The organism is Bacillus sp. GM2, from assembly GCF_056155945.1.
On sequence record NZ_JBRKSZ010000007.1, the window covers coordinates 653,491 to 680,489 of the forward strand.

General features: G+C 46.5%; 27 protein-coding genes and 1 riboswitch. Of the genes, 22 read left to right on the forward strand and 5 right to left on the reverse strand.

Translation table 11 applies throughout. The features are described from left to right. Window positions 1–70: 70 nt before the first annotated feature. The 3 genes from ACVC9U_RS04295 to ACVC9U_RS04305 form a co-directional block, all read right to left on the reverse strand. Complete coding sequence (locus tag ACVC9U_RS04295; protein ID WP_075751995.1) at window positions 71–871, reverse strand: zinc-dependent metalloprotease; 801 nt, start codon at window positions 869–871, stop codon at window positions 71–73. Window positions 872–2,091: 1,220 nt separating this feature from the next. Then, window positions 2,092–2,466 carry a MaoC/PaaZ C-terminal domain-containing protein gene (locus tag ACVC9U_RS04300; RefSeq protein ID WP_075751996.1) on the reverse strand — a complete coding sequence of 125 codons (375 nt, stop codon included), beginning with the start codon at window positions 2,464–2,466 and terminating at the stop codon, window positions 2,092–2,094. 140 nt (window positions 2,467–2,606) lie between these two features. Then, complete coding sequence (locus tag ACVC9U_RS04305; protein WP_237562593.1) at window positions 2,607–3,158, reverse strand: tautomerase enzyme; 552 nt, start codon at window positions 3,156–3,158, stop codon at window positions 2,607–2,609. Between the two features lie 178 nt (window positions 3,159–3,336). Here ACVC9U_RS04305 and ACVC9U_RS04310 point away from each other — a divergent pair, with 178 nt between their 5' ends. Further along, entirely contained in the window at window positions 3,337–3,891 is a 555-nt protein-coding gene (locus ACVC9U_RS04310) for a PadR family transcriptional regulator (protein ID WP_075751997.1), read from the forward strand. Window positions 3,892–4,089: 198 nt separating this feature from the next. Here ACVC9U_RS04310 and rnhC read toward each other — a convergent pair whose 3' ends face one another. After that, complete coding sequence (rnhC, locus tag ACVC9U_RS04315) at window positions 4,090–5,031, reverse strand: ribonuclease HIII (protein ID WP_441390146.1); 942 nt, start codon at window positions 5,029–5,031, stop codon at window positions 4,090–4,092. Between the two features lie 149 nt (window positions 5,032–5,180). On the opposite strand from rnhC, the gene zapA reads away from it, so the two are divergent. From zapA to ACVC9U_RS04380, 13 genes are all read left to right on the forward strand, one after another. Beyond that, window positions 5,181–5,438 carry a cell division protein ZapA gene (gene zapA, locus ACVC9U_RS04320; protein ID WP_003184205.1) on the forward strand — a complete coding sequence of 86 codons (258 nt, stop codon included), beginning with the start codon at window positions 5,181–5,183 and terminating at the stop codon, window positions 5,436–5,438. An 8-nt stretch (window positions 5,439–5,446) separates the two neighbouring features. Next, window positions 5,447–5,983 carry a CvpA family protein gene (locus ACVC9U_RS04325; protein ID WP_061576084.1) on the forward strand — a complete coding sequence of 179 codons (537 nt, stop codon included), beginning with the start codon at window positions 5,447–5,449 and terminating at the stop codon, window positions 5,981–5,983. A gap of 143 nt (window positions 5,984–6,126) precedes the next feature. Beyond that, window positions 6,127–7,842: a DNA polymerase/3'-5' exonuclease PolX gene (gene polX, locus ACVC9U_RS04330; protein WP_003184202.1), complete on the forward strand. Its 1,716-nt coding sequence runs from the start codon at window positions 6,127–6,129 to the stop codon at window positions 7,840–7,842. 16 nt (window positions 7,843–7,858) lie between these two features. Then, window positions 7,859–10,216 (forward strand): endonuclease MutS2, encoded by a 2,358-nt coding sequence (locus tag ACVC9U_RS04335; protein WP_061576085.1) that lies wholly within the window; start codon window positions 7,859–7,861, stop codon window positions 10,214–10,216. 18 nt (window positions 10,217–10,234) lie between these two features. After that, window positions 10,235–10,639: a DUF350 domain-containing protein gene (locus ACVC9U_RS04340; RefSeq protein ID WP_003184198.1), complete on the forward strand. Its 405-nt coding sequence runs from the start codon at window positions 10,235–10,237 to the stop codon at window positions 10,637–10,639. Between the two features lie 208 nt (window positions 10,640–10,847). Further along, window positions 10,848–12,527 carry an AMP-binding protein gene (locus tag ACVC9U_RS04345; protein ID WP_061876388.1) on the forward strand — a complete coding sequence of 560 codons (1,680 nt, stop codon included), beginning with the start codon at window positions 10,848–10,850 and terminating at the stop codon, window positions 12,525–12,527. A gap of 141 nt (window positions 12,528–12,668) precedes the next feature. Further along, complete coding sequence (locus ACVC9U_RS04350) at window positions 12,669–13,271, forward strand: TetR/AcrR family transcriptional regulator (protein ID WP_003184196.1); 603 nt, start codon at window positions 12,669–12,671, stop codon at window positions 13,269–13,271. Between the two features lie 2 nt (window positions 13,272–13,273). After that, window positions 13,274–14,050, forward strand: coding sequence for an enoyl-CoA hydratase (locus tag ACVC9U_RS04355; protein WP_009329335.1), 777 nt, complete (start codon window positions 13,274–13,276; stop codon window positions 14,048–14,050). 31 nt (window positions 14,051–14,081) lie between these two features. Continuing rightward, window positions 14,082–14,855 carry an electron transfer flavoprotein subunit beta/FixA family protein gene (locus tag ACVC9U_RS04360; RefSeq protein ID WP_003184191.1) on the forward strand — a complete coding sequence of 258 codons (774 nt, stop codon included), beginning with the start codon at window positions 14,082–14,084 and terminating at the stop codon, window positions 14,853–14,855. A 49-nt stretch (window positions 14,856–14,904) separates the two neighbouring features. Next, window positions 14,905–15,882 carry an electron transfer flavoprotein subunit alpha/FixB family protein gene (locus ACVC9U_RS04365; RefSeq protein ID WP_009329334.1) on the forward strand — a complete coding sequence of 326 codons (978 nt, stop codon included), beginning with the start codon at window positions 14,905–14,907 and terminating at the stop codon, window positions 15,880–15,882. Between the two features lie 212 nt (window positions 15,883–16,094). Then, on the forward strand, window positions 16,095–16,409 hold the full coding sequence (gene trxA, locus ACVC9U_RS04370) for a thioredoxin (RefSeq protein ID WP_003184189.1): 315 nt from the start codon (window positions 16,095–16,097) through the stop codon (window positions 16,407–16,409). A 142-nt stretch (window positions 16,410–16,551) separates the two neighbouring features. After that, window positions 16,552–18,324: an excinuclease ABC subunit UvrC gene (gene uvrC, locus ACVC9U_RS04375; protein WP_016885566.1), complete on the forward strand. Its 1,773-nt coding sequence runs from the start codon at window positions 16,552–16,554 to the stop codon at window positions 18,322–18,324. 64 nt (window positions 18,325–18,388) lie between these two features. Beyond that, window positions 18,389–18,568: riboswitch (Lysine riboswitch) on the forward strand. Window positions 18,569–18,717: 149 nt separating this feature from the next. Continuing rightward, on the forward strand, window positions 18,718–19,947 hold the full coding sequence (locus tag ACVC9U_RS04380; RefSeq protein WP_441390147.1) for an aspartate kinase: 1,230 nt from the start codon (window positions 18,718–18,720) through the stop codon (window positions 19,945–19,947). A 44-nt stretch (window positions 19,948–19,991) separates the two neighbouring features. Here the strand turns inward: ACVC9U_RS04380 and ACVC9U_RS04385 are convergent, their stop codons facing one another. Next, window positions 19,992–20,435: a YslB family protein gene (locus ACVC9U_RS04385; RefSeq protein WP_003184184.1), complete on the reverse strand. Its 444-nt coding sequence runs from the start codon at window positions 20,433–20,435 to the stop codon at window positions 19,992–19,994. A 301-nt stretch (window positions 20,436–20,736) separates the two neighbouring features. On the opposite strand from ACVC9U_RS04385, the gene ACVC9U_RS04390 reads away from it, so the two are divergent. The 8 genes from ACVC9U_RS04390 to racE all read left to right on the forward strand — a co-directional run bounded on the left by ACVC9U_RS04390 (window position 20,737) and on the right by racE (window position 26,986). Next, the gene (locus ACVC9U_RS04390; RefSeq protein ID WP_075752003.1) at window positions 20,737–21,345 is read left to right on the forward strand and encodes a succinate dehydrogenase cytochrome b558 subunit; all 609 of its coding nucleotides are present in this window, start codon (window positions 20,737–20,739) and stop codon (window positions 21,343–21,345) included. A 33-nt stretch (window positions 21,346–21,378) separates the two neighbouring features. Beyond that, a complete protein-coding gene (gene sdhA, locus ACVC9U_RS04395) occupies window positions 21,379–23,142 on the forward strand; it encodes a succinate dehydrogenase flavoprotein subunit (protein ID WP_020452492.1) in 1,764 nt (587 codons plus the stop codon). Then, complete coding sequence (gene sdhB / locus ACVC9U_RS04400; protein ID WP_075752004.1) at window positions 23,139–23,903, forward strand: succinate dehydrogenase iron-sulfur subunit; 765 nt, start codon at window positions 23,139–23,141, stop codon at window positions 23,901–23,903. Before sdhA ends, sdhB begins: the two co-directional genes overlap by 4 nt. A 63-nt stretch (window positions 23,904–23,966) precedes the next feature. Then, on the forward strand, window positions 23,967–24,437 hold the full coding sequence (locus ACVC9U_RS04405) for an acyl-CoA thioesterase (RefSeq protein WP_075752005.1): 471 nt from the start codon (window positions 23,967–23,969) through the stop codon (window positions 24,435–24,437). Window positions 24,438–24,454: 17 nt separating this feature from the next. Then, window positions 24,455–25,132 carry an SDR family NAD(P)-dependent oxidoreductase gene (locus ACVC9U_RS04410; protein ID WP_441390148.1) on the forward strand — a complete coding sequence of 226 codons (678 nt, stop codon included), beginning with the start codon at window positions 24,455–24,457 and terminating at the stop codon, window positions 25,130–25,132. Window positions 25,133–25,328: 196 nt separating this feature from the next. Next, a complete protein-coding gene (gerE, locus tag ACVC9U_RS04415; RefSeq protein ID WP_003184172.1) occupies window positions 25,329–25,553 on the forward strand; it encodes a spore germination transcription factor GerE in 225 nt (74 codons plus the stop codon). Window positions 25,554–25,716: 163 nt separating this feature from the next. Then, window positions 25,717–26,160, forward strand: a complete 444-nt coding sequence (locus tag ACVC9U_RS04420; RefSeq protein ID WP_003184148.1) for a MarR family winged helix-turn-helix transcriptional regulator — start codon at window positions 25,717–25,719, stop codon at window positions 26,158–26,160. A 7-nt stretch (window positions 26,161–26,167) separates the two neighbouring features. Further along, window positions 26,168–26,986 (forward strand): glutamate racemase, encoded by an 819-nt coding sequence (racE, locus tag ACVC9U_RS04425; protein ID WP_142238588.1) that lies wholly within the window; start codon window positions 26,168–26,170, stop codon window positions 26,984–26,986. Window positions 26,987–26,999 lie beyond the last annotated feature (13 nt).

A 26,999-nucleotide genomic window follows, 5' to 3' on the forward strand; every position in this document is an offset into this window, starting at 1 on the left:
CCGATTTGGCACTGGCCGGCTGCAGTACAAAAAAGGCGTCTCCGCTTTATGCGGAGACGCCTTTTTATAACTATTGATACCAAACTTTATTTTTCTCGATCAGGCTGTTGTGTTCTGCATCCCAGACATCGACGGTGTATGCGTAATCGTAGTTCATAATGCAACGGATGCCGCTTCCTTGCGGATCATGCTCCACCCCGAAATTATGAGAAAATTCGTGTCTTTGTGCTTTTGCCGTATTTTCCGTTCCCAGGTCGAACGTGACGCTGAAAGCGGGACCGTCCGGCTTAACAGGGTATTGAAAAGCGATGCCGCCCGCTTCAAAATTGTCGTTATCTGTAAAGCCGGCTACGAATTGATAAGGCTGTCCTTCGAATTTGTCCGCCAGGTTGTCAAGAATGTCAGAGGCATTGCTTCCGGAAGAACTCCATGGGGCAACAGCTTCCACGACAAAATCAATATCGTGGTCGCGGTTAAACATTTCGTCCGCCTCTTCAACGATGTTGACGATTCTCGTTTTCCAGTCTTTGTGTTTCTGCCGGTACTGCTTATCAGCCACCGCCAGGACGCTTATCTTTTGCTTGCCCGTGCTTGCCTGAGTCGAAAATTTACCGTTGTTTACATTCTTTTTAAATGTGATCGTACTCGTTTCATTTCCTTTCTCATCCAGTACTTTTGTTTTGGTTGTTTTTTCAATGTGAACTTTGCCGGTTAAATCTTTAAAACCCTCCTTAGGTTTAGGCAATGCTTCCTTATGAATCCCTTTTGCTTCATGAGTATGCTCATGACCGCCCGTTTCCGCGACTCCGGTCGCCCCGGGTATTAAACTTGCAGAAAGCAATAAAGTAAAGAATAAAGACCGTTTTTTCATTTGAAAAATTCCCTCCTTAGTTTTTAACAGACTAAAGATTCGTCTAGTTAACTAGAAATCCCTTCTTTTCATCCAAAAAGAGGAAAATATGCACAGATTCTTATGACAAACCTTTCAATATAACCACAAATTTCGTTAAAATCCGACAAAAAATCTGCTGTTTGACAGGGTTTTTCTTACGGATCTATAGGCCTTTGTTTTGCTAATTTACTAATAAAATGCAATATTCTCCGATAAGATTGAGTCTCTTTGTGATGCCTGCGGGGATAGAAGCAAGATCAAGAGACAGAAACTGGATCGTTAAACAAAAAGAAAACAAGCCGGCTGAAGAAGGTTCTCCTGCTGCAAATGACAGTCAGGAGGAACATGGCGCTGCCTGTTCAAACGTTGTGTTGCATAGAGGATGGACAAGCCGACAGACTCTATGAATCTTTGACAAAAATAAGCTGCACAGTCGGCTTTGAAAAGAGGGGAATCTCACATCCAAGCATTTTTTCGTTTTAAATGTAAATCGATTAAGTCAGTGAAAAGGGCATTAGCTTAAATTAGCCGCGGTAAAATATGAAGGCCCTTTGTGCGAAATGCGGAAGGAGTTTTAATTAAAGACAAATAAGGTGATTGAAAGAATTTTAAAATCAGGACAGAGGATTTCGGGAAGGAGACAGTATATGTCTGCATGAATAGCAGGACGGTTTCATCGGACAATCGGTAAATGTTTGTCACGTATACCACGGGTTATATGCAGAAACCGGTGGTTTTGGAACAAGAGAAAAGCAGAAAAAGAAATAGATGGAATTAACATTTCTCCAGCTGCGGTACACATAATGGGCACTTTTATCATAGGACAGGGAGTGATACAGGTGAACAGTTCCGAAAATGCAAAATTTAATGCGGGAAAGTAACTGTCAACGTTTTAGATGGCGTTAACGGTGCGGCTTATGAAGCCGAGGAGCCGGAATATGGAAAAACATTTATGAAACGGCCAAAGGAGACTTTGCCAATGTTGAATCAGAAATAGGTTGCAAAATTAAATAAACAGAGGTTTTCGCATGGGAGGAATGAAATGAATACACTAAGTCTGCACTCTGCATTCACACACCTTTTGATGAGAAACCTTTTTACCTTGGTAAAGTATAAGGAGGCCTCTCGTTAGCGAAAGGCCTTTCACAGCTCAAAGATGTTTAGTTTTTCTTTTGGCTTTTTAAAGACATCATTTTAGTTTAGTTTCGAATGATTCCGCGACTTGTTCCTTTTAATACTTCCTTTCCATTTTGATTAGTATATACCGCTTTCATTTCAACCCTTTTCAATCCTTGCAACTGTTCAACATTTGTGAGAGTGATTTTGCAAGTGATGGTATCTCCGGTAAAAACCGGACGAATAAATTCACTTACCAATTCTTTGGCGATATAGTCAAAGTCGCCTCCAATTTTCGTCCCTATACTTGCAGTAAGTAAACCGTGAACCATTAGACGTCCTTTTTCATCAGGTTCTACATGGTGCTTACCTTGGTCACCAGAAATAATGCCAAACTCCAAAACATCTTTTTCAGTGAAAGTTCTTTCAAGTGTAAAAACGTCATTTGTTTTAATCACCTTGTCTCCTCCCCGGTATTTACTAATAATTAATAAATGACCATTCAAAGCAGGAATTCAGCAGTAAACCAAATGCAAATGATTACCGGTATACTGCCGCATTTTTGTCCCCGCTTCTTCGCTATGGGTAATACGAAATTTTACGAATTATTTTGAATATTTTTCTGGATTGCCTTTATTTTTTCCTCCGCAAACACGCCCGAATCCAATAAGTCTAGGATCGAAAGTACGCTACTGCGCGATCCCCAACTTCCTTCTTCAATGACTTGGAAAGTTACCCACCATGAAGGGGATGGCTCTGGAACTGCAAGAACTTTGGTTAAACTGGCAAGAATATTTTCTATGACCTGTTTACGAACTTTTTTAGGCCAATCACCCTCCATAACCAATAAGTTAATTACAATGACATCATGATCAGGTATGTCAGATAACAATTTGCCTCCAATAGCCATTTTGTCTGTTGGACGCTCTGTAAAGTGGACCTGAAAGCCTTCGCGCGCCGGAGGACAAAATTGCCCTACTTCTGGAACAAGCACAGCATCTGTCAGAGATTCAGCTAAAAGACGTCGGTGTTCAAGTGTAAACCGATTTTCCGAATAATTCACCGAGATAATAGTCATTTTCTTATTTCTCTCCTTTTTAAAACCGGGTGCAAAAAAGCTTTCTCTTGATTCGAAATTCGATTCCTGCATGAGATTGCTTCTCACAAATTTCACTTTACTACCGATATGAACCATCGTCAACACTAATTATTAAAAAAATATATATTTTTTTAATATATGACTGATGGTGTAAACATAGCAGAAATGAATTATAATGATACCTGTCTTTTTTTATGGATATGCATTATTTTTTAGAGGAGGGAATCAGATGGCGAAACAGTCTGGAAAAACCAACACGATGTTCGCTGTATTAGGCATTCTAACATTAGGTCCTCATACGGGTTATGATATTAAACAACATATGGAAAAAAGCACTAGCTATTTTTGGAATGAAAATTACGGTCAGATTTATCCTAGTCTTGCTGAACTTCTGAAACGCAAGGATGTTTCTATGGAAGTAAAACGACAAATGGGAAAGCCGGATAAAAAAGTGTACATGATTACTGAACAAGGAAAACAAACTTTATGTGACTGGTTGTCCCAGCCGATGGAGCATGAAGTAATGCTGAAGAAGAATGACTTTTTGTTAAGGGTGTTCTTTGGCAGCAATGCCCCGACCGATAGCATTATTCAACATATAAGGGATCATAAAAGAAAGCTGGAAGAAGCCTTGCATGTTTTTGAGGTACTTGAAAATTGGCTCCGAAGCGAAGAACGTGAGAATCCAAATTTTAAATATTGGCTTCTCACCATTAATTATGGGAAAAGTCAGTTCAGCAGTTTAATTAAATGGTGTGATGAGAGCATTAAAGAAATAAAGTGATTCAGTGGGGATTGAAGTTACTAGAAAACATAAGGCAAGTTTGACGGTCGATAAAACAGCAAAAGGAATGGAATTTATGTCCAGGTGAACACCGAGCGGAAGGTCCTTGCTTCCCGGAAATCCGTGAATTTATCTTCAGCATCCTGCCAAAACCGCCGGGAACCCCTGATAGTCAGGAGTTCCCGCTTTTTGGTGTATTCAGTTTTTCGACGCCAGCCGCACCGCTTTCTGTGTGTTCGCAAAATGGCGTTTCGTGAAATGACCGAGCGCTGCTTCGCCGTGTTTCTTGATCAGCTTTGCCGCCGCTTCATCGACGAGCGGGCCCGCTCCTTTCGGAAGCGTAATGCCGGCTTGTTTTGACAGCTTATCCATTTCCATTAAAAATGAATAGCGTGCAATGATCGAGGCTGCTGCAACTGAAAGATGGATGCCTTCCGCTTTTGTGCTGAAATATGTACGTTCTTTGACGGCGGTTTTGCCTGCCAGATGCTTGAAGTATACGGCCGGTTCGGCGAACTGGTCGATTAAAATCGCTTCAGGCCGGGTTCCGTCCAATTTTTTGAGAAGGTTGCCGATCGCCTGGTTGTGGAGAAGAGCTTTCATTTTTCCTTGGCTCATCCCTTTTTCCTGCATTTCATTATACTTTTCGTTTCTTAAAACGAGCAGGCTGTAAGGGACTGTCTTGATTAAGTCGCGCGCGATCTGAACGATTTGCGGATCTTTTAAGTTTTTCGAGTCTTTAACACCGAGTTCTTTTAACAGCGGAAGCTTCGCCTTGTCAGCGTATACGCACGCGACGGTGATCGGGCCGAAATAATCGCCTGTCCCGACTTCATCGGAGCCGATCACAGACATGGAACCGATGCCTTCAGGCGGCTGATAGACGGACGGGATGCTTTTTTTCGATGCGGGCTTTTTGGGAGCCGGTGTTTCAGCATCCGCCGTCCAGCGCTCCGCTTCCTTTTCCGCGTTTTTTCCTTGGAACAGCACCTTCCCCGACCGGTATGCTGTAATGGTGCACCCTTGGGGTTTGGCTTGGAAAACTGCGCCCTGTACGGAAAGTGAAGTAATGTCAGGCCCGTAGTGGCTTTGCATCCGTTCAATAACAGACGGGGGAACTTTTAAAACAGAATGTGACACGTTCTAATCTCCTTTATTAGCTTTAAATACGCTAAATCATTGTTTTCATAAGTGTATCATAACAGCGGAGGGCTCGTCTTTCCATTCAATCTGTAAACATGTTATGATATAGACTAGGATTCTCGCATAATTGGAATGGAGGAGAAACGTTGTCTGATGGTCAAAAAACGAAAACAACAGTTGACATCTACGGTCAGCAATTCACAATTGTCGGCGATGAGAGCAAGAGCCATATGAGGCACGTTGCCTCGATTGTGGATGATAAAATGAGAGAAATCAACGAAAAAAATCCGTATCTTGATATAAATAAACTGGCCGTTTTGACGGCTGTAAATGTGGTTCACGATTATTTGAAGCTTAAGGAAGAGCTTGAGAGATTAAAAGGACAAATAAAAGAAAAGGATTGAACATCACGATGTTAGATATCATCATTATCATTTTGCTTTTGTCCGGTTTGTTTATTGGACTCAAAAGAGGGTTTATCCGCCAGTTTATCCGTTTGGTTACGTTTATCGCAGCGATCGCTGTGGCCGCAACCTATTACGGCGACCTTGCGCCTAAGCTCGGCTGGATTCCGTCTCCCGACTTTACGGGCGGCCAGGCTGCGCTGGCGTTTGTAAACGGAAGCCTTGAAGGCGCTTATTACAATATGATTGCGTTTTTGATTCTCTTTATCCTGACGATTATCCTTTTGAGAATTGCCGCATCGTTTTTGGATGCCGTCGCAAGCATACCGGTTCTCAAACAGATCAACCAAATACTCGGAGCCGTGCTCGGTTTTGCGGAAATCTATCTGTTCGTGTTTGTCGTTCTGTTCATCGGAACGCTTCTGCCGATTGATGTCCTGCAAAGCATGATGGCCGGTTCAGTCATGGCTGATTTGATCATTCATAAAACACCGTTTTTATCAAACATGTTAAACAATCTGCTGCATCAGTACGGATCTTTGTAAAAACTTCTCTGTTTGTAGGGAAGTTTTTTTTCGGGGCTCTTGAGAACCCCGGAAGCTGTCGGATATGCCTGTTTGTTGTAGGATCAGCCAAAAATTTGTATGATTGAAGCAGGATGAACGAGGGGAAACAAGAGGTGAACAACATGCATAAAAAAGATATCATCAAATTGCTTGAAACGATTGCGATATATATGGAACTAAAAGGGGACAACCCGTTTAAAATCTCTGCTTTCAGAAAGGCTGCGGCAGCTCTTGAACAAGACGACCGGAGCCTCTCGGAAATCGATGATATGACGTCCCTGTCCGGGATCGGCAAAGGCACATACGCTGTCATCAAGGAATATATGGACACGGGAGCATCCGGAACGCTGGAACGATTAAAGGAAGAGGTTCCGGAAGGACTTGTCCCGCTTTTGAAGCTTCCGGGTCTCGGCGGCAAAAAAATCGCCAAGCTGTATCAGGAGCTCGGCGTCTGTGATGCGGCATCTTTAAAAGAGGCCTGCGAACAGCAAAAGGTTCAGGGGCTTGCCGGATTCGGCAAAAAGACGGAGGAAAAAATCCTGCAGGCTTTGGGTGAAGCGGGAAAACGCCCTGAACGGTACCCGATCGCGGTCGCTTTGGCCGTCGCTGACATCATCGAAGAGCAGCTTGAAGGGCTCCCGGGCCTCATTAAGTTTTCACGGGCCGGAAGCCTGCGCCGCGCCAAAGAAACGGTGAAAGACCTCGATTACATTATGGCTGTCACTGATCCGGAACTTGTCCGGGAAGGGCTCTTAAAGCTTTCGAACATCAAGGAGGTCATTGCCGCAGGAGATACGAAAGTGTCTCTCACATTTGCGTTTGAATACGAAATCAGTGCGGATTTCCGGCTGGTGACAGAGGAACAGTTCCCAACGACGCTTCATCATTTTACCGGATCAAAAGACCACAATATCAAAATGCGCCAGCTTGCCAAAGAAAAAGGCGAAAGAATCAGTGAATACGGCGTCGAAACCGTTGAAACTGGAGAAATTAAAACTTTCTCAAGCGAAAAAGAGTTTTTCGCCCATTTCGGGCTTCCGTTTATTCCGCCCGAACTGCGGGAGACAGGAAGAGAAGTCGAGGACTACAGCGTTGACATCGGACTCGTTTCCGCCGAGGATATTCAAGGAGACCTTCACATGCACTCGGCTTGGAGCGACGGTGCTTTTTCGATCAGGGAAATGGCGGAAGCATGCATGGCAAAAGGGTACCGCTATATGGCGATCACAGACCATTCCCAATATTTAAAAGTCGCAGGCGGTTTGACGCCTGAGCGCCTTCGCATGCAGGCGAAGGAAATTGATGAACTGAATAAGGAATTTACCGATTTTCATATTTTTAAAGGCGTGGAAATGGACATCCTGCCTGACGGAACACTGGATTATGACGACGAGCTGCTGGCGGAAATGGATCTTGTCATTGCTTCCATCCATTCAAGCTTTTCACAGCCGCAGCATGTCATCATGAAGCGGCTTGAAACCGCGCTGCTGAATCAGCACGTTGACATTATCGCTCATCCGACCGGCCGTCTGATCGGAAGAAGGGCGGGGTATGAAGTCGATATTGACCAGCTGATCGAACTTGCGAAAAAAACGAATACAGCATTGGAGCTGAACGCAAATCCAGCGCGGCTCGATCTCAGAATGGAGCACTTGATCAAAGCGAATGCTGCCGGAGTGACACTCGTTATTAATACGGATGCCCACAACACAGCGATGCTTGATGATATGAAAACGGGCGTTACGGCAGCGAGAAAAGGATGGACGCCAAAGGCCAATGTATTAAACACCCGCTCCTTTGAAGAAGTCCAGGCATTTTTGTCGCGCCATCGATCTTAAGGAGGTTTAATGGACGTTGCAGCAAAAAGCGCTATCAGCACTTGAATTTCATAAAGTAAAAGAACAGCTCACAGAGCATGCGGCATCTTCTTTGGGGAAGGAAATGCTTTTGGAACTCAAACCTTCCCGTTCGCTCGAAGAAGTTAAAAAGCTGCAGGAAGAAGTCGATGAAGCAGGAACCGTCCTGCGTTTAAAAGGAAGCGCCCCTTTCGGCGGCCTTACGGACATTAGAAAAGCGTTAAGAAGGGCAGAAATCGGCAGCATTTTAAGCCCGGCGGAATTGACTGAAATATCGGGTCTGCTATACGCAGCAAAACAGATGAAGCACTTTCTTGAAGGCCTGTTCGAAGACGGGGTTGAGATTCCTTATCTTCATCAATATGCAGAAAAGCTCATACCGCTTTCCGAATTGGAAAGGGACATCAATTCGTGCATCGATGATCATGGGGAAGTGCTTGATCATGCATCAGAGACGTTAAGGGGAATCAGGACCCAGCTGCGGACGCTTGAATCAAGAATCAGGGACCGGCTGGAATCGATGCTGCGTTCTTCATCTGCGCAAAAAATGCTGTCGGATACGATCATCACGATTCGCAACGACCGCTTCGTCATCCCTGTCAAACAGGAGTACAGATCAAGCTACGGAGGAATCGTGCACGATCAGTCTTCTTCCGGTGCGACATTGTTTATCGAGCCTCAGGCGATTGTCGATATGAACAATGCGCTTCGCCAGGCAAAAGTAAACGAAAAACAGGAGATTGAACGGATTTTGCGCGTCCTGACAGAAAAGACGGCAGAGCACACAAATGAGCTCTTTCACGATGTCAAAGTGCTTCAGACGCTGGACTTTATTTTTGCAAAAGCAAAATATGCAAAAGCGACAAAAGCGGTTAAACCGGCTGTCAACGCTGACGGCTATGTCCGCCTGATTCAAGCCCGCCACCCGCTTTTGCCCCTGGATGAGGTCGTTCCGAATGATATTGAGCTCGGCGGAGAGTATACGACAATTGTCATCACGGGCCCGAACACGGGGGGGAAAACGGTGACGCTCAAAACGCTCGGGCTTTTGACCATGATGGCGCAGTCGGGATTGCACGTACCGGCGGAAGAAGGATCAGAGACCGCCGTATTTGATCAAGTATTTGCCGATATCGGCGATGAACAGTCAATCGAACAAAGCTTAAGTACGTTCTCGTCGCATATGGTCAACATCGTCGATATTTTGAAAGACATGACGGAAAACAGCCTTGTGCTTTTTGACGAGCTCGGTGCCGGAACAGACCCGCAGGAAGGCGCGGCCCTTGCGATCAGCATCCTTGATGAGGTGTGCCAGACAGGCGCACGCGTCATTGCCACGACCCATTACCCGGAGCTGAAGGCATACGGCTACAATCGCGAAAATGTCATTAATGCAAGCGTCGAATTTGATATCGATACACTATCACCGACATACAAGCTTTTAATCGGAGTGCCCGGCCGAAGCAATGCGTTCGAAATCTCGAAGCGCCTCGGGCTGCCTGATTACCTGATCGGCCGCGCAAAAGCGGAGATGACGGCCGAACATAATGAAGTTGATACGATGATCGCATCGCTGGAAGACAGCAAAAAGCGCGCAGAAGCGGAGCTCAAGGAGACCGAAGCCATCCGCGCGGAAGCTGAAGCCCTTCACCGCGACCTGCAGCAGCAGATCAGCGAATGGCAGGAGAAAAAAGACAAGCTCTACGAAGAAGCGGAGCAAAAAGCGGCTGAAAAAGTCAAAGCAGCGATGAAAGAAGCAGACGACATCATCCAGTCGCTCCGCATGATCAAAGAAGACCATAAAGCATTTAAAGACCATGAGCTGATCGAGGCGAAAAAGCGCCTTGAAGAAGCCGTGCCTTCGTTTGAAAAAGCGAAAAAGCCGGCTCAGAAAAAAACGGACAAGCGCGAATTAAAACCGGGCGATGAAGTCAAAGTTTTAACCTTTGGCCAAAAAGGGACGCTGCTCGAAAAAACGGGTGCGGCCGAATGGAATGTGCAAATCGGCATCCTGAAAATGAAGGTCAAGGAAAAGGATCTGGAATTCCTGAAATCGGCACCCGAACCCGAGAAACAAAAAACGATCGCCGCCGTCAAAGGGAAAGATTATCACGTCTCGCTCGAACTCGACCTTAGGGGGGAGCGGTATGAAAATGCGCTTCACCGGGTTGAAAAATACTTGGATGATGCGGTGCTTGCGGGCTATCCGAGAGTCTCGATCATTCACGGAAAAGGAACCGGCGCCCTCCGAAAAGGCGTCCAGGACCTATTGAAATTCCACCGCAATGTGAAAAACTCCCGGTTCGGCGAAGCGGGAGAGGGAGGATCAGGAGTCACCATTGTCGAATTAAAATAATAAAGGGAGTCTAAAAGGATGAAAGAGTTTTGGGAGAACAACCTTGTGGAAATCGCCGCGTACTACAGTGTTTCCGTTTTGTGTCTTGTGATATTTTTATCTGTGTTTGAACTCGTCACCACGTATAAAAATTGGGAGGAGATTCAAAAAGGAAACATGGCGGTTGCGATGGCAACAGGCGGAAAAATTTTAGGCATCGCCAACGTGCTGCAAAAATCGATCAGCCAGCATAATTCCCTGCTGCAAATGATGGGGTGGGGGCTGTTCGGTTTTATCCTGCTTTTGATCGGCTACTTCATTTTTGAATTTCTGACGCCGCGCTTTAAAATTGACAAGGAGATTGAAAACGACAACCGCGCAGTCGGCTTCATTTCATTCGTCATTTCAGTAGGCCTGTCATTTGTCGTGGCTTCGGGTATCTAAAGGGGATCAACATGGAGAAATTAGCGAAAGTCCTGTTTTTTACAGCTGGGGTATTTGTGGTTATCGGCCTGATTTATATGATCTTTTATGCTTGAAAAAGGTGTCCTAAAAAAGGGCGCCTTTTTAAAAATGAAAAAATATCATTACTTTCTGAATATTGTTTTGATATACTCAAATCAAGAATATATTGTTTAAAAGGGGGGAGCTTATGCCGACTGAAAAACCGTGGCTGCGTCATTATCCCGAACAAATTCCTCACGAGCTGCAATTTGAAGATCAAACACTCCATTCCATCCTGCAACAATCCGCCCAGCAGTTTTCAGAAAAAACAGCGATTCATTTTCTCGGAAAAAAACGTTCGTACCGGGAAGTTTACGAGGATGCTTTAAAAATGGCAGATTACCTGCTGTCGCTCGGCATTCAAAAAGGAGACAGAGTATCGATCATGCTGCCGAACTGCCCGCAGGCGGTTATCGCGTATTACGGCGTTCTTTTCTCCGGCGGCATCGTCGTCCAGACAAATCCGCTGTATACGGAAAGGGAGCTTGAACATCTGCTTCATGACAGCGGGGCAACCATCATCATTACGCTCGACATGCTGTACCCGGCGGCATATAAAATGAAAGCGCTAACAAGCATTGGGCACATCATTGCGACAAGCATAAAAGATTACCTGCCTTTCCCTAAAAATCTGCTGTACCCGATCGTTCAAAAAAAAGAGAATCAAATGTCCGTTGAGATCAATGAAAATGAGACGACCCACCTTTTCCGCACCATCATGAAACGCCCCGTTCCAAGCGGACCGCCCGGTATTGAAATTGATCCGGCCCACGACATTGCCGTCCTGCAGTATACCGGAGGAACGACAGGCACGCCAAAAGGCGTCATGCTCAGCCACCGCAACATACTAGCCAACATGGAGATGTGCGCCGCCTGGTTTTATCAATTGAATAAAGGGGAGGAGAAGGTGCTGGGGATCGTTCCGTTTTTTCACGTCTACGGAATGACGGCCGTCTTGAATTTCACGATCAGGCAGGGGTATGAAATGATCCTGCTGCCGAGATTTGACGCGCGCGCAGCGCTGAAAACGATCGATAAAGAAAAGCCGACGATATTTCCGGGGGCGCCGACGATTTATATCGCCCTGTTGAACCATCCCGACCTTCACCAATACGATCTGTCATCGATTAAGAGCTGTTTGAGCGGATCTGCGGCGCTTCCTGTTGAAGTCAAACAGCAGTTTGAAAAGGTGACGGGCGGAAGGCTTGTCGAAGGTTATGGAATGTCTGAAACGTCGCCGGTCACTCACGCCAATTTTATTTGGGATTTGAATAAAGCGGGCAGTATCGGGTGTCCTTGGCCTGGTACAGACGCTGCTATCTATTCGGAAGAAACCGGCGGTTTTCTCGGGCCTTATGAGCATGGAGAAATCGCCGTCAAAGGACCGCAGGTGATGAAAGGCTACTGGAACAATGATGAAGAAACCGCTCAGAGTCTAAGGGACGGCTGGTTTTTTACCGGAGACATCGGCTACATGGATAAAGACGGCTTCTTTTATATCGTCGACCGCAAAAAAGACGTGATCATTGCCGGGGGATACAACATCTACCCGCGCGAAATCGAAGAAGTGCTCTACGAGCATGAAGCAGTTCAGGAGGCGGTCGTTGCCGGCATCCCTGATGAATACAGGGGGGAAACGGTTAAGGCTTTTGTTGTGCTGAAAGATCATGTTACAATAACGGAGAAGGAATTGGACGAATATGCCAGATCGCGTCTCGCTCCTTATAAAGTGCCAAAAGTATACGAGTTCAGGGACGAACTTCCGAAAACGGCGGTCGGAAAGATTTTAAGAAGAGCGCTCGTTCAAGAGGAAAAGACCGGCGTCTGAAAAAGAAAAGTCTGCCGTCGATTTTGACGGCATGCTTTTGTGATGCGATTTACTTTTAGCTTCTTGACAAAGCGTCCATTTTTATTTACGATTAACTCATGAATGAGTATTCATTCATTAATTTGAAAGGAACGAAGCCAATTGAAACAAAAGAGACCAAAGTATATGCAGATTATCGACGCAGCTGTCATTGTGATTGCAGAAAACGGATACCATCAGGCGCAGGTTTCAAAAATCGCCAAGCAGGCCGGGGTGGCGGACGGCACCATTTATCTTTATTTTAAAAACAAAGAAGACATTCTCATCTCATTATTCAAAGAGAAAATGGGACAGTTTATCGAGCAGATGAGCGAAGAAATGACAGCGAAAAATTCGGCGACAGAAAAGCTTTCGCTGTTCATCAAAAAGCACTTTGAACTGCTCAGCAGCGATCGCCACCTCGCGATTGTCACCCAGCTTGAGCTGAGGCAGTCGAATCTTGAGCTGAGGCTGAAAATCAATGAGATTCTCAAAGGGTACTTAACGATCCTGGAAGACATCATCACCGAAGGAAAAGAAGCTGGAGAATTTAAAAGCACGCTTGACGTCCGCCTTGCGAAGCAGATGATTTTCGGTACGGTGGATGAGACGGTTACAACCTGGGTGATGAATGATCAAAAATACGATCTCCCAAACCTGGCAGACAGCATTCATGAATTGCTGATCCACGGGTTCAGCAGCCAAAAGACGAAGGAGGAGGAATAAAAATGGCAGCATTATCATACGCCGTAGACGGCCATGTTGCGACCATTACGATTCAGCACCCGCCGGCAAATGCGCTATCGACGCAAGTGCTTGAAGATCTTTCGGCATGCCTTGATGAACTTTCAGAACGTCAGGATGTCAGAAGCGTCGTTATTCACGGGGAAGGAAGATTTTTCTCGGCAGGCGCTGATATTAAAGAGTTTACATCATTGATGGACGGGTCTGATTATGCAAATTTGGCTGATAAGGGCCAGCAGATTTTCGAAAAAGTAGAATCTTTTCCAAAACCGGTGATCGCCGCGATTCACGGGGCCGCTCTTGGAGGCGGTCTTGAGCTAGCGATGGCATGCCACATCCGGATTGCCGAGGAAAGCGCAAAGCTCGGCCTTCCCGAACTGAATCTCGGAATCATTCCCGGCTTTGCGGGAACGCAGCGCCTTCCCAAGTATGTGGGCACCGCCAAAGCGCTTGAAATGATCGGGACATCAGAGCCGATATCCGGCAAGGAAGCTTTTGAATACGGTCTTGTCACGATTTTGGCGGCGAATGAAGAAGAAGTGCTGCAAAAGGCAAAAGAGCTCGCACAAAAATTCGCTGAAAAAAGTCCGCAGACGATGGCTTATGTCATTGAACTCCTGAATTCGAGCAAAGTGTATTCGTATGAAGGAGGCCTCAAGCTAGAAGGGAAATACTTCGGCGAAGTGTTCCAATCCGAGGATGCGAAGGAAGGGATTCAGGCATTTCTTGAAAAGCGGAAGCCGCATTTTAAAGGGAAATAACAAACGTGAAAACAAAGGGGATGAACAGAACATGAACATTTATGTCTTAATGAAGCGCACGTTTGATACAGAGGAGAAAATTCAGATCGAACAAGGGGAAATCAACACGGACGGAGCGGAATTCATCATCAATCCGTACGATGAGTACGCCATTGAAGAAGCGCTCCAGTTGAAAGAGAAGCACGGCGGTGAAATTACGGTCGTGACAGTCGGCGAGGAAGAAGCTGAAAAAGAACTCAGGACGGCTCTGGCGATGGGGTGCGACAAAGCCGTTCTGATCAACATTGAAGACGACGTGGAAGAAGCGGACCAATATACGGCTTCAGCCATCCTTTACAACTATTTGAAAGACCGCGAGTACGACATTATACTCGGCGGGAATGTGGCGATCGACGGGGGATCGGGACAGGTTGCGCCTCGTTTGGCCGAACTGCTGGGCATTCCTTGTATTACGACGATTACAAAGCTGACGGTAAACGGCGGAGATGTTGAAGCGGAACGCGACGCCGAGGGCGATCTTGAAGTGATCCAAACATCGCTTCCAATCGTAGCGACTGCACAGCAGGGGTTGAACGAGCCGCGTTATCCGTCTCTTCCGGGAATCATGAAGGCAAAGAAAAAGCCTCTCGAGGAGCTTGAGCTTGATGATCTCGACATCGACGAAGAAGACGTGGCTGCGAAAACAAAAACGATCGAACGGTTCCTGCCTCCGAAAAAAGAAGCCGGGAAAATCCTTGAAGGGGAGCCGGAGCAGCAGGCGGCAGAACTTGTATCACTGCTGAGAAGCGAAGCAAAGGTCGTATGAAGCCGAAGGGAGAAATAACACGGTCATTAAAATACAGGGGGAAATGGACATGAGCAAAAAAGTTATCGTATTGGGAGAGTTCAGAGACGGTTCGTTGAGGAATGTGACTTTCGAAGCGATAGCCGCAGGAAAAACGGTTGCCGAAGGGGGAGAGGTGATCGGCGTACTGTTCGGTGAAAGCGTTTCAAGTCATGCGGCAGAACTGATCCATTACGGCGCTGACAGAGTGCTTACAGCCGAAAACCCGCTCTTGAAAAACTATACGTCTGACGGCTATGTTCAAGCCTTGTTGCCGATCATAGAACGCGAGAATCCGGACGTCATCATTTTCGGACATACGTCAATGGGAAAAGACTTGTCGCCGAAGCTTTCAGCCCGTATGGGAACAGGGCTGATATCGGATGCCGTCGATGTCGAAGTGGCCGGCGGCAACATCGTGTTTACAAGGCCGATTTACTCGGGCAAAGCGTTTGAACGGATCATTTCCGAAGATGAAACGATTTTTGCAACGATCAGACCGAATAATATCGCCCCGCTTGACAAAGATGAGACGCGGACAGGAGCGGTCGAAAGCATCGAAGCAGATATTCGGGACATCAGAACGGTCATCAAGGACATTGTCAAAAAAACGTCCGAGGGCGTCGATTTGTCTGAAGCGAAAATTATCGTAGCCGGCGGTCGCGGCGTCAAAAGCGAGGAAGGCTTTAAACCGCTGCAGGAGCTCGCCGATGTATTGGGCGGGGCGGTCGGCGCTTCAAGGGGAGCCTGTGACGCAGACTACTGCGACTATTCGCTTCAAATCGGCCAGACCGGCAAAGTTGTGACACCTGACTTATATATTGCCTGCGGCATTTCAGGAGCGATTCAGCACCTCGCAGGGATGTCAAACAGCAAAATCATCGTTGCCATCAACAAAGATCCGGAAGCTGATATATTTAAAATTGCCGACTACGGGATCGTCGGCGACTTATTTGAAATCGTTCCGCTGCTCACGGAGGAATTTAAAAAGCTGAGCGTCAGCACATGATCAAAAGCCGGCCTGAAATGGCCGGCTTTTGACATAGGCACATTTCCGCCTTCTGCAAAATAACATGGGATATGGACATTTTCAGAAAGGCTAAAATCCCGATGTGTAAAACTGTGCAGATAGGGAAACGTATAATCAAGCATTATGTTAGCGTGAACCAAAGGGAGATGCTATACTAAAAAGCATAATTTCACAATTGGAGGAATGAAAGAATGGCTATCGTAAAAGCAACTGATCAAACATTCTCATCTGAAACAAGCGAAGGCGTAGTTCTTGCCGACTTTTGGGCTCCTTGGTGCGGACCTTGTAAAATGATCGCGCCGGTACTTGAAGAGCTTGATCAAGAAATGGGAGACAAACTGAAAATCGTAAAAATCGATGTTGACGAAAACCAAGAAACTGCCGGCAAATACGGCGTGATGAGCATCCCGACTCTCCTCGTACTAAAAGACGGCGAAGTGGTCGAAACATCTGTCGGCTTTAAACCGAAAGAAGCGCTTGAAGAACTGGTCAACAAACATTTGTAAAATAGAAACCTGTGAAAAAGGCGATTCCAAAGGGATCGCTTTTTTCTTACAAGTCATCTTCTTTCTCCATTTGTGGCGAACGTACGGTCGGTCATGGTAAACTTAAATGAAGGAAAAACGCCGAAATAAGGAAGGATTTTTGATGAACAAAAAAATCAAAGAAAAGCTGGCCCTTCTTCCGGATCAGCCTGGCTGCTACTTGATGAAAGACAGGCAGGATACCGTCATCTACGTCGGGAAAGCGAAAATCTTAAAAAACAGGGTCCGCTCCTATTTCAGCGGGTCCCATGATGCCAAAACACAGCGTCTTGTCAGTGAAATTGAAGACTTCGAATACATTGTCACATCCTCGAACATCGAAGCGCTCATTCTTGAAATGAATTTAATCAAAAAGTACGACCCGAAATATAACGTGATGCTTAAAGATGATAAAAGCTACCCGTTCATTAAAATCACGAACGAGCGGCATCCGAAGCTGATTGTCACAAGGAAGGTCAAAAAAGACAAAGGCCGCTATTTCGGGCCGTACCCCAATGTCCAGGCTGCGAGGGAAACAAAAAAGCTGCTGGACCGCCTCTATCCGCTCAGAAAGTGCGCCAAGCTGCCTGACCGCGTCTGTTTGTACTATCATCTCGGACAATGTCTGGCGCCATGCGTATATGATGTGTCTGAAGAGACAAACAGACAGCTCACAGAAGAAATTACCCGCTTTTTAAAAGGCGGCTACAATGAAGTGAAGAAAGAGCTTGAAGCAAAAATGCTCGAAGCCTCGGAAAACCTGCAGTTTGAACGGGCGAAAGAATTCCGCGATCAAATTGCCCATATCGAGTCAACGATGGAAAAACAGAAAATGATGCTGAATGACATGGTTGACCGCGATGTATTTGCCTATTCGTATGACAAGGGCTGGATGTGCGTCCAGGTCTTCTTCATCAGGCAGGGCAAATTGATTGAAAGAGATGTCAGCATGTTTCCTTTATACAGGGAAGCAGACGAGGAATTTCTGACATTCATCGGGCAATTTTACTCCAAAAACAACCATTTTCTTCCGAAGGAAATTTTGGTGCCTGACAGCGTCGACAAGGACATGATTGAGGAGCTTTTGGACGTGAATGTGCGCCAGCCGAAAAGAGGAGCGAAAAAAGACCTGCTGCTCCTTGCCCATAAAAATGCAAAGCTCGCTTTGAAGGAGAAGTTTTCGCTCATTGAACGGGATGAAGAGCGGACGATCGGCGCGATTGAAAAGCTCGGAAAAGCGCTGGACATCTACACGCCATACAGAATTGAAGCGTTTGATAACTCAAATATTCAAGGAACGGACCCTGTTTCGGCCATGGTTGTATTTCTCGATGGAAAACCGCATAAAAAAGAGTACCGCAAATATAAGATCAAGACGGTTGAAGGTCCTGACGACTACGGATCAATGCGCGAAGTCATCAGAAGAAGATATACAAGGGTGCTGAAAGAGAATCTGCCGCTGCCTGATTTAATTTTGATCGACGGCGGAAAGGGGCAGGTGTCTGCCGCCCTTGACGTTCTGGAAAATGAACTGGGTCTCGATGTCCCTGTTGCCGGTCTGGTGAAAGACGATAAGCACAGAACATCCAACCTTTTGATCGGCGATCCCCTTGAGATCGTCCAGCTTGAGCGGAACAGCCAGGAATTTTACCTGCTTCAGCGCATTCAGGACGAAGTGCACAGGTTTGCGATCAGCTTCCACAGGCAGCTCAGGGGAAAAAGCGCATTTCAATCGGTGCTGGACGGCATACCGGGCGTCGGCGAACAGCGGAAAAAACTGCTGTTAAAACATTTCGGTTCCGTTAAGAAAATGAAGGAAGCGAGCGCCGAAGATATCCGCAAGCTCGGCATACCTCTGAAAACGGCGCAGCTGATCGAAGAGGCATTGAAAAAATAATGTTGAACTTTTAAAAAGAATCTGATAGAATTTGTACTAATTTCATAATAAGATCGTGTGATATGGTGAAGATAGAGGTGCGAACTTCAAGAGTAGGCTTGATGAGGAAGATGGATTCCGATGAAGAAAGCCGAAAGGGGAGCGTCGCCGAAGCGGGGAAAAATCCACTCGTTTTTCCTGCTGGCTTTACATTGAATAAATGTGAGGCTGTCAAGAAATCATTTCTTGGAGAGCTATCTCGTTGTTTAAGATCATCGGCATTTTTGTTGGTTAAAGCAATGAGGGAATTCTCTCGTTGCTTTTTTTGTGCAAAAAAAACCGTACAGGCCGCCGGTCAAGCTTTCCTCTTCATACATAAACAAACACGAACGAAAACAAAAAGGGTGGTATTTGATGGGTCTCATCGTCCAAAAATTTGGCGGAACTTCCGTAGGGTCAGTGGAAAAAATATTGAATGTCGCAAACCGCGTCATCGAAGAAAAACAGCGCGGTCATGATGTTGTCGTCGTCGTTTCGGCGATGGGCAAATCGACGGACTCCCTCGTCGCGCTTGCCAAGGAAATCACCGAGCAGCCGAGCAGCAGGGAAATGGACATGCTGCTGACAACAGGAGAGCAGGTGACGATTTCGCTGTTGACAATGGCTTTGCAGAACAAGGGGTATGATGCGGTTTCCTATACAGGCTGGCAGGCCGGCATCGAAACCGAAAATATTCACGGCAACGCAAGAATTACGAACATTGATACAGCCAAGCTGAAAGAGCGCCTGAATGAAGGGAAAATCGCCGTTGTCGCCGGATTCCAGGGCGTCACAGCGGAAGGCGAAATCACAACGCTCGGCAGAGGCGGATCAGATACGACAGCCGTTGCCCTCGCAGCAGCCCTGAAAGCTGATAAATGCGACATTTACACCGATGTGCCGGGGGTTTTCACGACGGATCCCCGCTATGTGAAAACAGCGCGGAAGCTGGCCGGAATCTCCTACGATGAAATGCTGGAGCTTGCCAATCTTGGAGCAGGCGTCCTTCATCCGAGAGCTGTTGAATTTGCGAAAAACTACCAGGTGCCTTTGGAAGTCCGTTCAAGCACCGAAAAAGAAGCCGGCACATTAATCGAGGAGGAATCATCAATGGAACAGAATTTAATCGTAAGAGGCATTGCATTTGAAGATCAGATCACACGCGTGACCGTATGCAGCCTGGCGAGCGGCCTGACAACGCTGTCAACGATTTTTACAACGCTCGCCAAACAGAACATCAACGTTGACATCATCATTCAATCGGTGACAGGCACAAGCAAAACGTCGATTTCTTTCTCAGTGAAAACGGAAGACTTAAAACGGACGGTTGAAGTTCTCGAAGAATACAAAGACGCGCTCGACTATGAACAGATTGAAACGGAAAACAGGCTTGCCAAAGTGTCGATCGTCGGTTCTGGCATGATCTCCAACCCGGGAGTAGCAGCGGAAATGTTCGCTGTGCTGGCGGAAAAAAACATCCAGGTCAAAATGGTCAGCACATCCGAAATCAAAGTTTCGACTGTCGTCAACGAAGGCGATATGGTGAAAGCCGTTGAAGCGCTGCATGATGCTTTTGAACTGTCGAAGCAGACAGCAGTCATTTAAAAAGAAAAAGGCGGGACTTTTGCAGTCTCCGCCTTTTTGCATAGTTATGCCGGGTCTTTCAAATCCCATTTCACCGTTAAAACCACTTTTCCGGCTCTTTTTTTCACCTGTTCATAAGATTCGGCAATTTGTTCGTTCATCAGCTGGATTTGCTCGGCGATAAACCCGGCTTCAAGCTGAAAGCAGGGCTCCTTTTGATACTTGAGGCGGTTTGAAACCAGCGGGCCTTCGAGTTCAAACTCAAGCTCCTGTTTTTTTGAATGGACGATCGCAAGCGTTCCCCAGCCTGCATCCTGAAAGAAAGCGGGAAGATCCTCCCGGGATTCAAGCGGGAACTTGCGGGCGAGCTTTTTTCCCGCCCAGTACATCATATCTGCGTAGTCTTGTCCCAGCATATCGGGAAGCAGCACTTCCCTGATCAACTCATAGCCATATGCGGAGACTTCCAGCTCTTTTAATTGCGCTAAGTTTGCTTCATATTTATTCATATCCAATGTCTCCCCTCTTTTCTCCGTTTATTATAGCTTAAATGGGGTGAAAGATTACAGCGGAGACATGCATTTAGGAAGAAAAAAATCTGATATATTTATATTTTGATAAAATAAAATTTTCTAAAATATGATTAAATTTTAGAAAATTTCAATTTATGTACGCGTTTTCTTGACGCCTATTTCTCATAGGAGTAAAATGAAATTGTCATAAAAACTTAACAAAGTGCGATATTTGAAACAGGACGGGGGATAGGAGACCTTTCATTTTTACTGCACTTTTCAACTAGGGGGTAAAGCAATGGCCGGGAACAGAGAGTTTGTTTATCGAAGACTGCATTCTTTGCTTGGCGTCATACCGGTGGGCATATTTTTAATCCAGCATTTGGTTGTCAACCATTTTGCGGCAAGCGGAGAAGAGGCGTTTAATAACGCCGCTCATTTTATGGAAAACCTGCCGTTCAGGTACGCTTTGGAAATCTTCGTGATTTTCCTTCCGCTGATTTATCATGCTGTTTATGGAGTATACATAGCTTTTACAGCGAAAAACAATGCGAACAGATTCGGATTTTTTAGAAACTGGATGTTCGTTCTGCAGCGGATTACAGGAATCATTACCTTGATTTTTGTCAGCTGGCACGTGTGGCAAACACGGATTGCCGCCCAAATGGGGGCAGAGGTGAACTTTGACATGATGGCTGATATTTTGAGCTCCCCGATCATGCTCGGCTTTTACATTGTAGGTGTCCTCTCAACAATCTTCCACTTTTCAAACGGTTTATGGTCGTTTGCTGTCACTTGGGGAATCACCGTTTCTCCCCGCTCACAGCGAATCGCCACGTTTGTGACAATGGGAGTCTTTGTTGTGCTGTCCTATGTAGGGCTGAGAGCGATTTTGGCATTTGTGTAAAAGAACTAGATTACTAGAGGGAGTGGGGCAGGCATGAGCAATTCAAGCATCATCGTTGTCGGCGGAGGACTTGCGGGTCTGATGGCGACCATTAAAGCTGCGGAAGCAGGAACAAATGTAAAACTATTTTCGATCGTTCCCGTTAAGCGCTCACATTCCGTATGTGCGCAGGGCGGAATCAACGGAGCGGTCAATACAAAAGGTGAAGGCGACTCCCCTTGGGAGCATTTTGACGATACCGTTTACGGTGGCGACTTTCTGGCCAACCAGCCGCCGGTCAAAGCGATGTGTGACGCGGCGCCGTCGATTATTCATTTGCTTGACCGCATGGGCGTCATGTTTAACAGAACACCTGAAGGGCTGCTTGACTTCCGGCGCTTCGGGGGAACTCAGCATCACAGAACGGCATATGCGGGGGCGACGACCGGACAGCAGCTCTTGTACGCGCTGGATGAGCAGGTTCGCCGCTTTGAAGTCGAAGGGCTTGTTTCGAAATATGAAGGCTGGGAGTTTCTCGGAGCTGTTCTTGATGATGACAATGCGTGCCGGGGCATCGTCGCCCAAAATCTGACGACGATGGAAATCGAGTCGTTCCGTTCAGACGCGGTCATCATGGCGACCGGGGGACCGGGCATCATCTTCGGAAAATCGACGAACTCGATGATCAATACCGGATCAGCCGCTTCGATCGTTTACCAGCAGGGGGCTTACTATGCGAACGGAGAATTCATCCAGATCCACCCGACCGCCATTCCGGGAGACGACAAGCTCCGTCTGATGAGCGAATCGGCGCGCGGTGAAGGCGGACGAGTCTGGACGTACAAAGACGGCAAGCCTTGGTATTTCCTCGAAGAGAAATATCCGGCATACGGAAACCTTGTGCCGCGTGATATTGCGACTCGTGAAATATTTGATGTATGCGTCAGACAAAAGCTCGGCATCAACGGCGAAAACATGGTTTATCTCGATCTTTCCCATAAAGATCCGAAGGAATTGGACATCAAGCTGGGCGGAATCATTGAAATCTATGAAAAATTCATGGGTGACGATCCGCGCAAGCTGCCGATGAAGATTTTCCCTGCGGTCCACTACTCAATGGGCGGACTCTGGGTCGACTACAATCAGATGACCAACATTCCAGGACTGTTTGCCGCAGGAGAATGCGATTATTCAATGCACGGCGGAAACCGCCTGGGCGCGAACTCGCTCTTGTCAGCCATTTACGGCGGCATGGTGGCAGGTCCGAAAGCCGTTGAATACATTCAAGGTCTTGAAACATCCGCAGAAGATCTGTCTTCTTCCGTTTTCGACAGCTGCGTCAAAAAGGAAGAAGAAAAGTGGGCTGACATTATGAAAATGGACGGCAATGAAAATGCTTATGTCCTTCATAAAGAGCTCGGCGAATGGATGACAGACAACGTGACGGTTGTGCGCCACAATGACAAGCTGCTGAAAACGGATGAAAAAATCCAAGAGCTTGCAGAGCGCTACCAAAACATCAATATCAACGATACGGCAAAATGGAGCAACCAGGGCGCCGTATTCACGCGCCAGCTGCACAACATGCTGCAATTGGCACGGGTGATCACGCTCGGTGCATACAACCGGAATGAGAGCCGCGGCGCCCATTATAAACCGGATTTCCCTGAACGTAATGACGAGGAATGGCTGAAAACAACAATGGCGAAACATGCAGGCGATTTTGAAGCCCCGAAATTCCATTATGAGGATGTCGATGTTTCATTAATCGCACCGCGTAAACGGGATTACTCGAAGAAAAAGGTGGCGAAATCATGAGTGAAAATAAGACAATCAAGTTTATCATCACTCGTCAGGATACATCGGATTCTAGTCCTTACCAGGAAGAGTTTGAAATTCCATACCGTCCGAATATGAACGTCATTTCCGCTTTGATGGAAATCAGAAGGAACCCGGTTAATGCAAAAGGGGAAAAAACGTCGCCGATTGCTTGGGATATGAACTGTCTCGAGGAAGTGTGCGGCGCTTGCTCGATGGTGATCAACGGCAAGCCGAGACAGTCCTGTACAGCGCTGATCGACCAGCTTGAGCAGCCGATCCGCCTTGAACCGATGAAAACATTCCCGGTTGTCCGTGACCTTCAAGTGGACCGGAGCCGCATGTTTGATTCATTAAAGAAAGTCAAAGCATGGGTGCCGATCGACGGCACATATGACCTCGGACCGGGACCGAGAATGCCGGAAAGAAGAAGGCAGTGGGCGTATGAGCTGTCAAAATGCATGACTTGCGGCGTATGTCTTGAAGCTTGTCCAAACGTGAACGATAAAACAAACTTTATGGGACCTGCGCCGCTCTCGCAAGTCCGCTTATTCAACACCCATCCGACAGGCGCGATGAACAAATCGGAACGGCTTGAAGCGATTATGGGGGACGGCGGACTGGCCGAATGCGGAAATTCGCAAAACTGCGTGCAGTCATGTCCGAAAGGCATCCCGCTCACAACCTCAATCGCTGCGTTAAACAGGGATACGACCGTTCAGGCGTTTAAAAACTTCTTCGGAAGCGACAACACGGAATAACACGAAAAAACGCACCTCTTCAAGCCGAAGAGGTGTTTTTATGACCAAAGGGGATGAAAAACAATGAAGCTGCCGGGATATATTGAAGAACCGTTTGACACATGGTGTCAGTCATTTTCTTTTTTTGATGAAGTATCCGTCCGTTTTTCAGAAACGGACATGTTCGGTCATATGAACAATGTCACACCGTTTGTCTATTTCGAGGAAGCGAGGATTTCCTATTTCAAGCACCTGGGCGTCATGGACCGCCTTTCAGACGCGAAGAGCGCGGCAATTCCCGTCGTGGCGAGCCAGCAATGCGATTATTTTCAGCAGGTCATGCTTCATGAACATTTGAAAATCGGCGTCAAAACAGCATCTGTCGGCAACGCCTCCCTCATCCTTCACTATGCGGCGAAAAATGGGGAAGACGGCCTTTGCTTCACAGGGAAGGCGGTTATGGTGCAAATTGCGAAAGATACGGGCAAACCGGTGAAATGGACAAATGAACAAAAAGCAAAACTGCTTGGCAATGACTCATTTCCTGAGAAATAATTGACAAGGAGAGGAAAATGAAAAAATCGATGATCATCGGCGCGAGTTCCGGAATTGGCAAAGCGCTTGCCAAGCAGCTGTCAGCCGCGGGAGTGGAAGTCGGTCTTGCAGCAAGACGGTATGAACTGCTAGCCAAATTGCGTGACGACCTCCCTGGACCTTCATACATTAAAAAGGTCGATACAGCCGACAGCGAACGCTCGCCTATACTGTTGAGAGAACTGCTTGATGAGATGAATTGGGCAGACGCAGTCTTCATCTGTTCAGGTGTTGGATATTTGGAAAGCGAAATGGATTGGAGCAAAGAAAAGGAAACGATCGATGTAAATGTGACGGGATTTGTGTCCTGCTCGAACGTGTTGATGGAGCATTTTATCAAAAACGGGAGAGGGCATTTAGTCGGCATTTCATCCATTGCCGCGCTGAGAGGAAACGGAGGAGCCGTCACCTACGCCGCTTCAAAAGCATTCGTTTCTAATTACTTAAAAGGGCTCCGGCAAAAAGTGAAAAAACTTGGGTGTGATGAAATCGTGGTCACCGAAATTCAGCCAGGCTTCGTGGACACGGCACTTGCAAAAGGTGATCACCTGTTTTGGACGGCTTCGTCCGAAAAAGCGGCTGCACAAATCATCAGCGCTGTGCAGAAAAAGAAAACGCACGCATATATTACGAAGAGATGGCGGCTGATCTCTTAGATTTTAAAATGTCTTCCTTAGAAGTTCAGCCCTGAAACGATGCCTGTATCATGATTTGAAAAATAGGTGTTTGAGGGAACCCTTTTCTCCGTCAGAAACGTCACCGACCTTGCGTATGTTTCATATGATATCACGACTATATCGAAACCCATTCGTTTCAGATCAGCTCTCACCTTAGCAAGGAGGGTTACAATACTTGAAGGAGAAAGAGTTTCAATCAAAGCCGCTGCTAACAAAAAGAGAAAGAGAAGTGTTCGAATTGCTCGTTCAAGACAAGACAACAAAGGAAATCGCAAGCGAGCTCTTTATAAGTGAAAAGACTGTACGTAATCACATTTCCAATGCAATGCAAAAATTGGGAGTGAAAGGCCGTTCGCAAGCTGTTGTTGAACTTCTTCGAATGGGTGAGCTAGAGCTCTAAATTGAGCCGGTGTTCCTTCTTGTATCAAGAAGGGAACCGGTTATTTGTTTTTTCAAGAGCAATTTGTATATTCATGTTGAAGTCTTGCAATTTGTGTAGAAAAGAAGGAAAATAGACTCAAGTGTTTTGAAAACAAAACAACGAGTCGAGCGAGGTAGAGAAAATGAATTCGAATGCTTCTTTGAATCACATAGCGGACATTGAAAAATCACTCCGCCATATTGCGGGCATCATTAAACAAAAAGGAAGAGAAATTCTCACCCAATATACGATTACCCCTCCCCAGTTTGTCGGTCTTCAATGGCTGTATGAATACGGGGATATGACGATCGGCGAGTTATCACAAAAGATGTACCTGGCGTGCAGCACCACAACGGATTTAATTGACCGAATGGAGAAAAACAACCTCGTTGAACGGGTTAAAGATCCGTCCGACAGGCGCGTAGTCCGCATTCATCTTCTATCGGAAGGAGAGCGGATCATCCAGGAGGTCATTCAAAAAAGGCAGGACTATTTAGAAGACATGTTAGAGGCGTTTTCCGAGGAAGAAACAGCCGCGTTTGAAAAATTATTAATTAAACTTCAGCAGGAAATGAACAGAAAATGAGGCGATTTTGTTGGATCAACCGATAGGAGTCATTGATTCGGGAGTCGGCGGTTTAACCGTTGCAAAAGAAATCATGAGGCAGCTGCCGAAAGAAAAAATTATATATCTTGGAGATACGAAAAGGTGTCCGTACGGACCCCGGGACAGACAAGAAGTCCTGTCATATACATGGGAAATGACAAATTATTTGTTATCCCGCCACCATATTAAAATGCTCGTGATCGCCTGCAATACAGCGACGGCCATCGCGCTTGAAGAAATCAGCAGAGAAGTCGCGATCCCGGTCATCGGCGTTGTGCAGCCTGGAGCCAGAACCGCGATTAAAGTGACGGAGAACCAGCGGATCGGCGTGATCGGAACAGAAAACACGATCAAAAGCGGCGCATACGAAGAAGCGCTTCTTTCGCTAAACGGAGATTTAACGGTGGAAAATCTGGCTTGCCCGATGTTTGTCCCGTTTGTGGAAAGCGGCAAATTTTTGGATGAGACGGCTGATGAAATCGTCAGGTCGTCACTGCACCCGCTCAGGGATTCATCAATCGATACGCTGATTCTCGGATGCACGCATTATCCGATTTTAAAAGAACCGATTCAGCGCTATATGGGAGAGCGCGTCAACATCATTTCCTCCGGAGATGAAACGGCCAGGGAAGTCAGCACGATCTTGTCATACAACGGTTTATTAAGCAAAACGGGGGAACCGCCGGAACACTTGTTTTTAACAACCGGGGAGCGCGCCCGCTTCACAAAAATTGCAAATGATTGGTTTGGATACGAAGTGAAAAATGTGGAAAGCATTTCTCTTCAGGAAACCGCTGTAAAATAAAGCTGCCGCACAA

Bases quoted from the DNA above. Each gene is read 5' to 3' on its own strand.
- ACVC9U_RS04295 (WP_075751995.1), bottom strand. From the start codon at position 871: ATGAAAAAACGGTCTTTATTCTTTACTTTATTGCTTTCTGCAAGTTTA.
- ACVC9U_RS04305 (WP_237562593.1), bottom strand. From the start codon at position 3,158: ATGCAGGAATCGAATTTCGAATCAAGAGAAAGCTTTTTTGCACCCGGT.
- ACVC9U_RS04310 (WP_075751997.1), top strand. From the start codon at position 3,337: ATGGCGAAACAGTCTGGAAAAACCAACACGATGTTCGCTGTATTAGGC.
- ACVC9U_RS04325 (WP_061576084.1), top strand. From the start codon at position 5,447: ATGTTAGATATCATCATTATCATTTTGCTTTTGTCCGGTTTGTTTATT.
- polX (WP_003184202.1), top strand. From the start codon at position 6,127: ATGCATAAAAAAGATATCATCAAATTGCTTGAAACGATTGCGATATAT.
- ACVC9U_RS04340 (WP_003184198.1), top strand. From the start codon at position 10,235: ATGAAAGAGTTTTGGGAGAACAACCTTGTGGAAATCGCCGCGTACTAC.
- ACVC9U_RS04345 (WP_061876388.1), top strand. From the start codon at position 10,848: ATGCCGACTGAAAAACCGTGGCTGCGTCATTATCCCGAACAAATTCCT.
- ACVC9U_RS04355 (WP_009329335.1), top strand. From the start codon at position 13,274: ATGGCAGCATTATCATACGCCGTAGACGGCCATGTTGCGACCATTACG.
- ACVC9U_RS04360 (WP_003184191.1), top strand. From the start codon at position 14,082: ATGAACATTTATGTCTTAATGAAGCGCACGTTTGATACAGAGGAGAAA.
- ACVC9U_RS04365 (WP_009329334.1), top strand. From the start codon at position 14,905: ATGAGCAAAAAAGTTATCGTATTGGGAGAGTTCAGAGACGGTTCGTTG.
- trxA (WP_003184189.1), top strand. From the start codon at position 16,095: ATGGCTATCGTAAAAGCAACTGATCAAACATTCTCATCTGAAACAAGC.
- uvrC (WP_016885566.1), top strand. From the start codon at position 16,552: ATGAACAAAAAAATCAAAGAAAAGCTGGCCCTTCTTCCGGATCAGCCT.
- ACVC9U_RS04380 (WP_441390147.1), top strand. From the start codon at position 18,718: ATGGGTCTCATCGTCCAAAAATTTGGCGGAACTTCCGTAGGGTCAGTG.
- ACVC9U_RS04385 (WP_003184184.1), bottom strand. From the start codon at position 20,435: ATGAATAAATATGAAGCAAACTTAGCGCAATTAAAAGAGCTGGAAGTC.
- ACVC9U_RS04390 (WP_075752003.1), top strand. From the start codon at position 20,737: ATGGCCGGGAACAGAGAGTTTGTTTATCGAAGACTGCATTCTTTGCTT.
- sdhA (WP_020452492.1), top strand. From the start codon at position 21,379: ATGAGCAATTCAAGCATCATCGTTGTCGGCGGAGGACTTGCGGGTCTG.
- sdhB (WP_075752004.1), top strand. From the start codon at position 23,139: ATGAGTGAAAATAAGACAATCAAGTTTATCATCACTCGTCAGGATACA.
- ACVC9U_RS04405 (WP_075752005.1), top strand. From the start codon at position 23,967: ATGAAGCTGCCGGGATATATTGAAGAACCGTTTGACACATGGTGTCAG.
- ACVC9U_RS04410 (WP_441390148.1), top strand. From the start codon at position 24,455: ATGAAAAAATCGATGATCATCGGCGCGAGTTCCGGAATTGGCAAAGCG.
- ACVC9U_RS04420 (WP_003184148.1), top strand. From the start codon at position 25,717: ATGAATTCGAATGCTTCTTTGAATCACATAGCGGACATTGAAAAATCA.